This is a genomic window from Mesorhizobium sp. LEGMi-168a (genome assembly GCF_058312955.1).
Map to the genome: position 1 here is coordinate 1 of NZ_JBZEGV010000018.1, position 11,784 is coordinate 11,784.

The 11,784-nt window shown below is 60.8% G+C and carries 12 protein-coding genes and 2 pseudogenes; 4 read left to right on the forward strand and 10 right to left on the reverse strand.

The window, feature by feature from the left end; genetic code table 11:
• Positions 1-62 precede the first annotated feature (62 nt).
• Genes AC4FWB_RS21790 through AC4FWB_RS21810 form a run of 5 tightly spaced genes read right to left on the reverse strand, consistent with a single transcriptional unit; the run spans position 63 to position 4,535 of the window.
• Entirely contained in the window at positions 63-431 is a 369-nt protein-coding gene (locus AC4FWB_RS21790; RefSeq protein WP_040968968.1) for an MmoB/DmpM family protein, read from the reverse strand.
• A gap of 17 nt (positions 432-448) precedes the next feature.
• Positions 449-1,507 carry an aromatic/alkene monooxygenase hydroxylase subunit beta gene (locus tag AC4FWB_RS21795; protein ID WP_491028314.1) on the reverse strand — a complete coding sequence of 353 codons (1,059 nt, stop codon included), beginning with the start codon at positions 1,505-1,507 and terminating at the stop codon, positions 449-451.
• A gap of 53 nt (positions 1,508-1,560) precedes the next feature.
• Complete coding sequence (locus AC4FWB_RS21800) at positions 1,561-2,619, reverse strand: NADH:ubiquinone reductase (Na(+)-transporting) subunit F (RefSeq protein WP_491028315.1); 1,059 nt, start codon at positions 2,617-2,619, stop codon at positions 1,561-1,563.
• The gene (locus AC4FWB_RS21805; RefSeq protein WP_491028316.1) at positions 2,620-2,811 is read right to left on the reverse strand and encodes a hypothetical protein; all 192 of its coding nucleotides are present in this window, start codon (positions 2,809-2,811) and stop codon (positions 2,620-2,622) included. It abuts the gene before it with no gap.
• Between the two features lie 50 nt (positions 2,812-2,861).
• A complete protein-coding gene (locus AC4FWB_RS21810) occupies positions 2,862-4,535 on the reverse strand; it encodes an aromatic/alkene/methane monooxygenase hydroxylase/oxygenase subunit alpha (RefSeq protein WP_210201452.1) in 1,674 nt (557 codons plus the stop codon).
• Positions 4,536-5,096: 561 nt separating this feature from the next.
• Here AC4FWB_RS21810 and AC4FWB_RS21815 point away from each other — a divergent pair.
• Genes AC4FWB_RS21815 through AC4FWB_RS21830 form a run of 4 tightly spaced genes read left to right on the forward strand, consistent with a single transcriptional unit; the run spans position 5,097 to position 7,224 of the window.
• A complete protein-coding gene (locus AC4FWB_RS21815; RefSeq protein ID WP_491028317.1) occupies positions 5,097-5,555 on the forward strand; it encodes a hypothetical protein in 459 nt (152 codons plus the stop codon).
• The gene (locus AC4FWB_RS21820; RefSeq protein ID WP_491028318.1) at positions 5,552-5,878 is read left to right on the forward strand and encodes a hypothetical protein; all 327 of its coding nucleotides are present in this window, start codon (positions 5,552-5,554) and stop codon (positions 5,876-5,878) included. The genes AC4FWB_RS21815 and AC4FWB_RS21820 overlap by 4 nt, the downstream gene beginning before the upstream one ends.
• Positions 5,879-5,890: 12 nt before the next feature.
• Positions 5,891-7,018, forward strand: coding sequence for a WD40 repeat domain-containing protein (locus AC4FWB_RS21825; protein WP_491028319.1), 1,128 nt, complete (start codon positions 5,891-5,893; stop codon positions 7,016-7,018).
• Positions 7,019-7,050: 32 nt separating this feature from the next.
• Positions 7,051-7,224, forward strand: coding sequence for a hypothetical protein (locus AC4FWB_RS21830; RefSeq protein WP_491028320.1), 174 nt, complete (start codon positions 7,051-7,053; stop codon positions 7,222-7,224).
• 557 nt (positions 7,225-7,781) lie between these two features.
• Here the strand turns inward: AC4FWB_RS21830 and AC4FWB_RS21835 are convergent.
• From AC4FWB_RS21835 to AC4FWB_RS21855, 5 genes and pseudogenes are all read right to left on the reverse strand, one after another.
• Positions 7,782-8,849 (reverse strand): annotated as a pseudogene (locus AC4FWB_RS21835) (IS91 family transposase); the annotation flags it as partial.
• Between the two features lie 110 nt (positions 8,850-8,959).
• Positions 8,960-9,232 (reverse strand): annotated as a pseudogene (locus AC4FWB_RS21840) (phage integrase N-terminal SAM-like domain-containing protein); the annotation flags it as partial.
• 466 nt (positions 9,233-9,698) lie between these two features.
• Positions 9,699-10,511, reverse strand: a complete 813-nt coding sequence (locus AC4FWB_RS21845; protein ID WP_491028321.1) for a D-glutamate cyclase family protein — start codon at positions 10,509-10,511, stop codon at positions 9,699-9,701.
• 162 nt (positions 10,512-10,673) lie between these two features.
• Positions 10,674-11,489: a type III secretion system export apparatus subunit SctT gene (gene sctT, locus AC4FWB_RS21850; protein ID WP_491028322.1), complete on the reverse strand. Its 816-nt coding sequence runs from the start codon at positions 11,487-11,489 to the stop codon at positions 10,674-10,676.
• Positions 11,490-11,498: 9 nt separating this feature from the next.
• Positions 11,499-11,768: an EscS/YscS/HrcS family type III secretion system export apparatus protein gene (locus tag AC4FWB_RS21855; RefSeq protein ID WP_491028323.1), complete on the reverse strand. Its 270-nt coding sequence runs from the start codon at positions 11,766-11,768 to the stop codon at positions 11,499-11,501.
• Positions 11,769-11,784: the final 16 nt, after the last annotated feature.

The window sequence follows — 11,784 nt, forward strand, 5'->3', positions numbered from 1 at the left end:
GGCCGAAATCGTCGTGTTGTGGGGGCCGGCGCGGTGCGTCCTGGCTGCGCGCCGGGGCTTGCTCAGATGTATTCGAAGACCTCGTCCATGTTGCCGAACAGGATCACGGTGTTGTCGTCGATGCGCACCATGCGGCCGTAGTGGGTGGAGGTGTTGACCTCGAAGATCTCCGCTGTCATCTCGCGGCCGAGATATTCGCTGATCTCGTCCATCTTGAAGATCAGCTTGCCGTTGCCGTCGATGCGGATCATGGCCGGCTGATAGGTGACGATGACCCCCGGCTTCTTGCCCATGAATTCGGCGATGGCGCGGGCCTCGACCGAGTCGTTCATGGTGACGCCGCACTGGTGCGAAATCGTCTGCTCGAAAGTGATGTCCTTCATCGACTTGAAAATGTTGGACTGCGAGGCGTCGCGTGCTGCTACTGACATGATGTTTTCTCCCCTGTTCAGCGCTTCAGGCCGAGTTCGCCGAGTATCTTGCCGATCCGTTCCTCGGATTGGGTGCGAACGTCGGTGAAGGCGACCGGCTTGGAATGCGGCATCGACCAGATCGGCTGAAGGCCGGTGGCCGCCTTGTCGGCGAGCGCGCCATGCTTGTTCACCCAGCCCTGGAAGAGCTTCCTGTTGGCCGCCCCGTGCTTCTCGTCGTGGGCGAGCAGGTAGATCAGGTCGATGGTATTGGCGAGATTGCGCTCGTAGTCGGCTTCCGCCGCCGAAATCACCGGCGGCGTAATGAAGTCGTGGTTGGCTGCCGCCGCCTGCATGAGGAAGCCGGAGCGGAACAATTCGCCGACCAGCGGCTCGAACACGATGTTGATGGCGAAGTACTGCTCGAGATAGTCGGTCGTGCCCATGATGTTCTCGACCGCCTCGCGGGTGCCCTGCCACACGCCGTCCTCGAGCCAGTGCTTCTTGCCGAGCTCGTCGTCCCAGCCGGCGATGTCCATGCCGATCTCGGCGAGGTAGAGCGTAATGTCCTGGGCGAGCCGAAGCTTGTAGGAGGAGTTGGTCAACGTCGCATTGTTGATCATCTGCGTGTAGCCGTAGCGCTGCGCCTGCATGAGCGACGTGCCGAGGCCGAACTCGGCGTGCTTCCATGCCCCGAGATGTGCCTGCAGTAGCTTGGCCCAGACCTTGTCGAACGTCTTCGGAGCGCCGGCCCGACGGGCATTGGTGATGACGCTCTGCACCATCGTCTCGATCTTCGACTGGCGCTGATAGTGCGTGCGCTCCCATTCCTGGTCAGGGGCTCGGAACGCATGCCAGTTCGAGCTTCTGGCGGCCGTGTTGTCCTTGACGTAGGCGCCCTTGCCGTTCGAGAAGTTGATGATCCAGTCCTGGATCAGGTAGCGCTCGGGGTCAGGCTGCACGTCGACCGTGACATCCTCGTAATGTGTGGCGCGCTGACCTTTCGGATCGAAGTACCGATACTTGCGGCTATCCGAATCGGCGAAGATCGCGGCTCCCGCGGCTCCCGATCCTACTGAACTCGACGTCGCTACCATTGTCTTCACTCCCTTTGTTGCAGTTGCTCTGATGTCGTCGGCTCCGGCCCGCCTCAATGGGCCGGGGTGGCGTTGGACGATGTGGTGAACCTGTCGAAGAAGATGCGTTCGGTCTCGAAGCCGTTCATGAACAGCACCGGCTGCAGCGCATCGATCATTGGCGGCGGACCGCATGCGTAGACGTCGCCCTGCCCGTCGACCGCGAGCTGCTTGAGCTTGGCGTCTACGCTCTGGTGCACGAAGCCGCGCTCGCCGTCCCAGGCCTCGCCGTTGACGTGCGACAGGACCGGGATGAAGTTCAGCTCCGGGTGGCGGCCGGCGAGCTCGGCTATCCTGTCGAGATAGAACAGGTCGCCCGGCGTGCGCGCGCCGTAGAAGAAATAGATGTCCCGCTTCTCGCCGCTCTTCAGGTGATCGTTGAGGATCGACCATACCGGCGACATGCCGGAGCCGGCGCCGACCAGGATCAGGGGACCTTGCCGTTCTTCGCGGCGGAAACAGGTTCCATAGGGTCCGACGACGGTGACCTCGGCTCCGACGCGGATTCCTCCCGAGTCGAGCTCTCCGGAGAACTTTCCTTCTGGGTATTTCTTGATGATGAAAGAGAGTTTTTGGGTTTCGTCCGGCGTATTTGCCATGGAGAACGAGCGCGTAATCGTCTCCCCTTTTTGCGTGGTGACTGTGATGTCGACATATTGGCCAGCCCAGAATTTTATCGGCGAGCCGAGCTCGATCTCGATGCCGCGGATGTCGTGGGTCAGATGCTCGACCTTCGAGATCCGGCCCTTGAACGTCTTCACCGCGATTGATTTCGCCAGTACCTCCTCGTCGTAGTTGAGGAGCTCGACCTGCATGTCGGAATAGGCGATCGACCGGCACAACAGGACGTGGCCGCTCTCTTTCTCCATGTCGTTGAGCGCGAAGGTCGAGTATTTCAACATGTCGACCTCGCCTTCGAGCAGCACGCATTTGCAGGCCGAGCACTGCCCTTCCTTGCAGCCATGCGGCAGCGCGATGCCCTGGCGGAAAGCCGCGTTCAGGACCGTTTCGCCGTTTTCGACCTCGAACTCGACGCCGACCGGCTCCAGGCGCACTGTGTGAGCGTCACTCATTTAGATAAGCCTCCCGATAGCCAGTATCTTCACTGGTGCTCTTGGTTTCTGGCCGAGCGAGCCCTTGTAGCCGGCCGTTACTTTCCTCCAGTCGTCGGCAGGTGCATGAGCGCCTGTGACGGTGAAGACGGTTGCGGCAATTGCAGCCCAAGCCGCGATGGCTATGGGCAAGGTGAAACGGGCACGTGTCATGTCGACCACCTAGCGGAACGCGGGCCGGCGGTAGCCGGCCCGCAAGACCGTCAATTGAACGGAGTAATGGTGAAGCCCGCGCGATACTCGGCGAGGTGCTTTTCCCGATCGGCCGGCGACATGGCGCGGAGCGCCTTGAGCGGCGAGCCCAGCACGTTGCCGCGCACGTCGTCGAGCGTCCACTGATCGTCGGCGCCGAAGCGCAGGTGCGGCTGCGGGATCAGGGTCTTGCCGTCGGAACGGACAAAGTTGAGGTCCTTGATCGCGTCGGCGAGGTCCCAGCCGTCATAGAGCGTCTCCCACTCGCGCTTGCCGCTAAAGCGGCCCATCGCGGGCGTCGGACGGCCCTGGTATTCGTCGGCAAAGGCTTCGACGGCGGTCCAGCGGTCGAGCTCGTGGGCGAAGGTGTGCAATTCGCCGTCGATCTCGTCGACCACGATGTCCTCGCGGATCAGGCAAGGCACCAGGCACGACCAGCAGCGGTGCGGATAGACGTAGCCGACATCGCTGTTGAACAGCAGCACCTTCTCACCCTTGTGGCTGAGCTTGGCGTACCATTTCCAGAAGTCGCCGAACTCGGCGTACCAGCCCGGATATTTGTGCTCGAACCATTCGAAGTCCTTGTCGGTCTGGGCTTCGATGCGCCAGAAGTTGACCGGCCAGCCGACCGCGAAGAACTGGCCGACCTTGTGGACATAGTTCTTCTTGGTGATGCGCTCCCAAGCCGCCTGGACGTCGTCGTGGTGAACCTTGATGCCGTATTTCTCGAGCGGCAGCATGTAGGTGCGGTAGTAGTCCTCATAGATCCAGCGGTGCCACATCTCCGCGTAAGACTCCTTGTTCTTGTCGCGGTTGGTGGTGCCGTATTCGATGAAAGTGCCGATGGCGGCGTCGACGATGGCGTGGTTCTGCCAGAAGGCGTAGCGCAGGTCGCGCTCAAGCAGGAGATGGTTCTCCGGCTCCTTCAGCGCGGCCATCAGCAGCGAGTGGCCGTTGCCGATGTGGCGGCTCTCGTCGGACTGCACCGACAGGAAGACCGTCGGCAGCGCGTAATCGCCGTTGCGGGCAGCTTCTGAGGGCATGGCGACGAAGAGCGTGTTGGTGAACGCCGTTTCGGCGACGACGGTCAGATACATGCACGCGGCCGTCATCGTGTCACCGGTGATGAAGCCTTCACCGAACTGGCGGCCGATCGTGGTCGCGTAGCACTTGCCGAAGGCTTCCTCGGTGATATCGAACCCTGCCGGGTCGATGTAGTTCTCCATGTACCACTTCTTCAGATTCATCTGGATGGTCGAGTGACGGAACTCGTCGACCATCTGCATCGTGAAGCCGGTCCTGAGGTCCTCGCCGGGCGCCAGGCGCGCCACCATCGCCATCGAGCGGGCGGCGGAAATTTCCGGGAACGGAATGATGGCGAGGAAGAGCTTCATCCACTCCACCCAGCGCGGCTCGACATTGCGGAACATATCGCCGCGAAGAGCGGCATCGAGCGCGCCGTAGACGCGATTGTCCTTTTCCTCCTGCATGGGGAAATAGGAGCGCAGCACCTGCTTCATCGGATCGCGCGGCGCCTTGGCGATCTTGTAGTCGGTCGGAAACGTCATCGCTTCCTGGACATAGGTCGGGTTCCAACCGAGGTCGGAAATCTTCTTGGTCGCCTCGCCCACGGAAATACCGCGCTGCGAGGTAATCTTGTTAAGTGTCAACGACGACATCGTCATAAGCCTCCACTAGGTTAAGCCATGGATCCCTCGATCCAGGGCATGAGACGGCACACAACGCCGCCAGTGAGTTTGCGAACGGCATGACAAAGGGTTGCGCCTTCGGGCGCGACACAAGGTCCAGCCATTCAAGTGGATCGCGGCAAAGGTTCTCGAGGTGGGCGGCGGGGCACTGCGACACCCCAGTCGCATCTTGCGATGGGCGTATCGAAGCGCGTGTGCTGCGGCTTCCTCCGGTCCTTCGTTCTTTTGGCACCGCGTCGGAACGCGATGGGCTTCTTATGCCAATAGTAAAGCAAGCGCCGTGCCAGTTTGAATTTTGAGCCCCTGGGCAGCCTTTGGCGGAGGTCGTTACTGGTTTGGTCAGCAAATTCCCGAACGACTGTAACGATATTTTACAGTTGTATATTACACATGTAATATTTGTACGTCTCTTGTGCGTTGCAATATATACTCTTAGCGACTGCGATATAAATAAAATAACCTGCGCCTATTCATTTCAGCCATTTCATACATTATTTGACGATCGATCTCGGGCGGGAGGCAATGCCGAGAAAGACGATGCCGAGCGACAATGACAGCCCAAGCCTTCCCCGGCCCAACCAGCCGGACGACGTCACCACCGAGCTCGTCAGGCTGATGCCGCGCGACCTGGTTTTTGTCATGCGTTTCATGGGTGAGAGCCAGCACCGTTTACAAAGCCATTTCCAGGATTTCATCGGGGCCGAACTTACCGCCAGCGGCGTTACCGCGGAGACGCATCCGATGATCCATCTGTTCATCGAGAGCCACGCGATCCTGCTGCGCGACTTCGTGTTTTCCGGGGTTTCGCTGTCGCGCCAGTTTCGCATCGCCGAGATCGAGCATCTCACCGGCGACACCACGTCCATGATCCGCGTCGACATATGGGATCAACTCAAGAGCCATATCGAAACCGCCGAAAAGCAGTTCCGAACACAGGTTGATGGTCTCCCAGCATTGCTGTCCGCGTTCGAAAAACCAACAGAGAAAAAGCGATGAGCCGCAGCACGAGACACGACGCAGGACTGGCCGCGCTGGTCGCTCAACGATTGGCTATCGTTGTCGATGTCTCGGCGCTCACCGCCGAAGCACAGCGGCTCAATCAAAAGCTCTCCGGTATCGAGATGGAGGTGCTGCGCCTGCAGCTCGAAATCGGGAAGCACGGCGGCAGGGCTGAACTGGTGCAGGATTTGCATGACTCTGAACAGAGTGCCGAGGCCATGAGGCATGGTATGCATCGAGAGCGAGGACCGCATTGCGGCGATCGAGGACAAGGTCGCGGATGTCGACCGCGCAATTGCCAAAGCAACGAGCGACATTAAGGGAGACAAGCCGTGAACCAGCAAACGATGCAGAATTTGGCGCTGTTCGACCTGCTGGCGCGAAGCTGGCGCCGTCCGGCCGCGATTGCCGATGCGTGCTTCAGCATCGATGGCTCCGCCGTCGCATTCACGTCCGTGGACGGATCCGTGGCAATCGGCCAAGTGGCGGATCAGGAACCGCCGGAGTCAAGGATCAGGGTCAGCGGCGATCTCGGACAGACGACGATCCGGCCCCGCGAGAGGCCGCCGGCACCCTTGATCACCTCCGCATCGCTTGGGGACGGCGACGTCCCAATCGTCGCTTATCGGAGTTCCGGCTTCCTCGTCAGCACGAGTGGCGGGGAAGCTACGCATTTGGCACCCGACGGCGAGATGGCGCCAACGCCGATCAAGATCGACGGACCGATCCTCGCTATCGCCCATAGTGCCCTGAAAGCCATGACAGCCGTCAGCGATGGACATGATGTCTTCCTGTCGCGCGCCAACGATGAAGTGGCAAGGCTGCAGCAGGCGGCGTCCTCATCGACGCATGCAATCGCTTTCTCGCCGGACGCGAAACGGCTCGCGTTCGATTCCGGCAATGGACTGTCGATCTGGGAGGTCGACGGCGGTCCCGAGCTGATAAACGAATTTTCAACTCCCTCACGCCCGGCTTCCATCCGCTGGAGCTACGACGGCTCATGGCTGGCCTGCGGGCTTGAAACAGGAGGCTTCGGCCTGATGCACCTGCCAGATGGCCGGTCGGGCGTGGTCGGCGGCTTTCCCTCGCCCGTGCGCACGGTGTGCTGGAGTGCGCAAGAAAACACGCTGTTTGCATCGGGCGCCTTCCGTATTGCTGGCTGGTCAATGGCTGCCCCGCCATTTGAGCACGCAGCTTCCGGCGCGCTGGAAACGGGTCGTGCAGCACCTGTTCCTGTTGAAACAATGGCGGCGCATCCGGTGAGAAACCTTATCGCCGCAGGCTACGCCAATGGCCGGATCACGGTTGCCCAGATCGGGTCGCGTGAGGAGCTCGTCGTGAAGTTTTCCGGCAGCGCGATCACAGCGCTGACCTGGTCCGGCGATGGACAGCACCTAGCTGTGGGCATGGTGGATGGTACCGCTGCGATCGTCACCTTCCCGGCAATGCTTTTCAAATAGCCGAAATGAACCGCATGAAGCAGGAGGATGGAATGCAGACCGAACTGACAGCCGAAGAAAAGAGCAAGGACGAATTTTTCGAACGCCTTGCCAAGTTGTCGCAAGAGATGGTGGCCAAGCATGGCAAGGATTTCAGTATGGGCGCCCTGGTGCTGGCTGCACGGTGGGTCGCCGAAAACCGGGCGGGTCCTTTGAAGACCAGTTGATAGCCGGGGCGCTCGTAACGGGTCGCCTCACAAGTCGTGCACTGGCAGCGCTCGGCGAATGTTTCCTCTTGAGCACCACCAGCGCTCGGGCATTCAGGTGAACGGCGCCAAAATCGTCAAAGCGATCAAAGATCGTCACGAGAGTTATGTGACGCTCACGCTTTCTGGCACCTGTTTTGGCGCGACCACGACCGGCAGCATCGTCATCCCTATGTCTGCTTTCCGGCGGAGGTAAGGTTTGCCTTTACGGCCGACATGCTGAAGGGTTTCGGGTGCCGTCAGGCGTACGAAAGCCTCTCATGCAGGAACCCGCGGGCAGCAGGCGGTGAGCTATGGGGATTTGTGTTTCGGGGTGTGCCAGCGTCTGTCGCGGACGTCTGCATAGAGCGCTGGTGGCTGGTCGAGCATGCGGCTTCTGGGCCAGATCGGAGAGCTTCTTGCGGTGATACCGACGGGCTTCACGTGCCTGACGACCGGCGCCATAGCGATGCGCGCATACCTTCCCATTGAGCCGCGCCGACGTGGCGCGGTCGTGCGAGGAAGCGGGCCATGCCGGGTCATGGAGTGTTCTCCCGGTTTGTTGCTGTTTGGCTCGGCGGGCCGCGTGGCTGCCTGCACCGTTCGAACACCTCGATGACGATCATACGCCCGCCGCAGCACGGGCACGGCGGGCGGAAGTCGTCCGGTTCCGTCGCAGGATCGTTCGTGACGGGAGGCGCGGCCGCGAGCAGGTGGCGGGCGAGCGCGAGGCAGTCCTTGCGAGAGCCGCCTGCGAGCAGGCCGTAGTGGCGGATGCGATGGAAGCCGCGCGGCAGGACATGGAGCAGGAAGCGGCGGATGAACTCGTCTGTGGCGAGCGTCATGACCTGCTGGCGGTCGGTGCCGTCGCGGCGATAGTTCTTGTAGCGGAAGGTGACGCTAGCCTCGTCGAAGGCGATCAGGCGGCGGTTCGAGATCGCGACCCGGTGGGTATAGCGCGACAGATAGGCGAGCACCGCCTCCGGCCCGGCGAAGGGCGGCTTGGCGTAGACCACCCAGCGCTTCTTCCTGACGGGAGCGAGGTGGCGTAGGAAGGCCCGTCGCTCGGCGAGGTGCGCTATCGATCCGAAGAAGGCGAGCCGCCCAGCGTCGTGCAGCGTGAGCAGCCGGGTGAGGAACAGACGGCGGAACAGCTTGCCGAGCACGCGCACCGGAAGCAGGAAGGTCGGGCGCGAGGAGACCCAGCGCTTCCCGTCGAGCGCGATGCCACCGCCCGGCACGATCATGTGGACATGGGGATGGTGCGTCATTGCCGAGCCCCATGTGTGGAGCACGGCGGTGATGCCGATGCGTGCACCGAGATGCTGGGCGTCCGCTGCTATCGTCACCATCGTCTCCGATGCCGCGCGCAACAGCAGGTCGTAGACCATCGCCTTGTTCTGGAAGGCGATGTCGGCGACCTCGGCCGGCAGCGTGAACACGACATGGAAGTAGCCGACCGGCAGCAGGTCGGCTTCCCGCTCGGCAAGCCAGGTCCGCGCCGCCGCGCCCTGGCACTTCGGACAGTGCCGGTTGCGGCAGCTGTTGTAGGCGATGCGCCACTGGCCGCAGTCCTCGCAAGCCTCGACATGCCCGCCAAGGGCTGCGGCACAGCTTCGTCCACGCTCAGCACGTCCGGCAGCTTGCGTGGATAGCGCATGATCACCAGCACACGGGCCAGATCCCGCCGCTTCAGCGTCACCAGGAACAGGAACCGCAACGCCGAGACCGCGCCGTTGATGGTCGCAGGCCCGACGCCGTTCTCATGCTGATACAATTGGAAGCGGCGGATGTCCTTGGGCGTCGCAGTATCGGGAGAGCGTCGGAGGAAGGCTGCGAAGCGCCGGACGTGACGAACGTAGTCCTGCTGGGTATGGGAGCCTAGGCCCCGCATCAGCATGTCTTGCTGCATGCGCTGGCGAAGCGGCGAAATCGGTGCATCGGTCGACAGGGTATCCATGGCAAGTTCCTCTCGTTGAAGGAACTCCATGGTCGGATCGCAGCTTCTACCCGCTCAAGACCAATGCCTGTCGCGCCATCTCAGAACGAGGCGCCCCTCCCGCGAAGCGGGTTCGTGCATGAGGCGCGAAGCTGTCGTGATTGAACTCGTTTGGAGCCGTTAATCAGAGCGGCCCTTGAGAATGCGGACGCTCTGAAGTCGTCGATCGCCCAACTTCAACTCTGGCTTGGTCCGCCTTTTAATTTTGGCAGCCGTGTAACGAACTGCGTAACAAGTGAAGAGAAAAGAGCAATGTTTTCAATGATATAAGGGGAGAATCGAAAGACGCTCCCTCCGCCAGCAATGTTTCTAATAATTATTTTATTTCAATGACTTAGGCGGCTTCGGCCAGTGCTCCGCAGCTGAAACAGCTCCTATCTGTGTAACAATCTGTCAGCAACTCATTCTCACGCCATGCCGTGACGCATACGGCCCCAAGACCATGTCGGGCGCGCTTTCACCCATGGAGAGCTCGTGCGTCCACGTCCGTAATCAGCATGTGACCTGGCGATACGGTGATCGAGATCGCCAGCTCTGCGCGAGCAAGGGCTTCCTGGGCGGTTATGCTGCTAGCCCAGAACACAGGAACCTCCCCGCCCATCAGATCGGCCGCATCGCCCCAGTCTGGAGCCATCATATCGTTAATTCCGAGGATCGAAGGCTCTCCGACATGGACGGGAGAGCCGTGGGCATGCCGGAAGCGTGCCGTGAGCGCGCGAACCTTGTCGACGTCGCAGCGTCTTACGGCACGCATCGAGACGACCATCGCGCCACCAAACGGGCCGACGCGGCAAGTCTCGACCCTGGTTCGGAATTTGGGCAACGCCTTGCCGCAACCGATGCGGCGAAGTTTTACGCCCTTTTCGGCCAACGCAGCCTCGACGGTAAGCGAGCTCCCGAACGCGAAAGCCGCGAAATCATCCTGCCATAGGTCGATGATGTCCGTCTTCTGACCGGTCAATTCCCCGAAGCGATAGATGTTGTATTGGGGGGCATCGGTGCGGATATCGATATCGCCCAGCGCCGGGATCAATGGACTGCCGGCTCGGCTCAGGCCCACCAGTGGACAGGGTTTTGGGTTGCGGACGCAGAACTGGTGGAAATCACTGGCAAAGCTGCGGGGCAGTATCACGACGTTGACCTGGAGCTTGCCGCGCGCAAGCCCGCCCGTATGACCCTCATAGACGCCCGTTCTGACAAGTCTGCGCAGCTTGTTCGCGTCGACTCTTCGCAAATCCTCGTAGATTGGTGAAATGGTCTGGCGAGGCATGGTGTCCGATGGATATGCACTTTTCAGAGGCACGTCGGGAAGGCGTAAGATCGTTGGCAGTTTGGCCGCTTGTCAAATTATGATAATCTTTCCAGCGCGATAAAATGCATTTATTAGTCAGCCAAGATTGGCTTATATTCTAATAATCTAATCTTCTCACTTTTATTGGCAGGCGCGGCAGCCGATCGCTTCTATTTGTCGAGCCGCCTCGCGCAGGAAGCCGAGGTCCCGGTTCATATAGAAGAGCAAAAAACTCGAATAGAGGACGAACACGAGGCTGAACACGGCTGTTTTCACGACCAGCGACAGCGCAAAAACATTGAGGTGCGGCGAGGCCCGCGCCAGGAAGGCGAGCACGATGTCGGACAGCAGCATGCTGATGATGAGCGGGAAGACCATGGTCAGCGCCATGACCAGAATGCGGTTCAGCAACCCGAGGAATATCGCAGCAGCGTCCTTGCTGAATACCGGCAGAAGCTGATCGATTGGCCAGAGACCATAGCTGTCGTAAAGACTGGTCAGGGAAAGCTGCAGGCCCCCGGCGGCAAGGTAGATTGTAACCATGATGACGGCGAGCAGGGTGCCGGTGGCACTGGTCTCATGGGTCATCATCGGATCGATCAGCGTCCCCATCGTGGAACCGCGCTGAAGGTCCAGGATATCGCCAGCAGCCTCGGCAGCCCAGAAGGGTATGCCCATCGCCAGCCCGAGCGTCACCCCGACCACCACCTCCTTCAGGATGTAGACTGCAGTCATCGCGGTCGCGATGTCAGCATTTGTCAGCTTGCTCACGATCATCGGAAAGACCGGAACCGCCAGCGCCAGGGCAACGCCGTTGCGCAGCAGCCCAGGCAGCGGCACACGCGAAAAGAGCGGCATCAGCAGCATAAATCCGGTCATGCGCGCGAGCGCGAAAGCTGCCGCCAACAGATAGAACTGAAGCTCCTTGACCGACGCGAAGAGTGGTTCGACCGCCATCCGCGGTCCTCAACGCGTGACGACGGGGAATTCGTCCAGCACCGTCGAGGCCTGCTGTGCGATTTGCTGGCCAAGCAGCGGGCCGAATACGATGATGACAAGGAGAATCACCACGAGCTTTATCGTCTGCGGCAACGACTGGTCCTGAATTTGCGTCAGCGCCTGCGCAAGTCCGACGAGAATGCCCACTGCCAGAGCCGCAATGATTGCCGGGCTTGACGCGAACAGCACCGTCAGAAGCGCGCTTTGGACTTTCGCCGCGATGAAGTCGTTGTCCATTCAGGGCCTCGGGCGG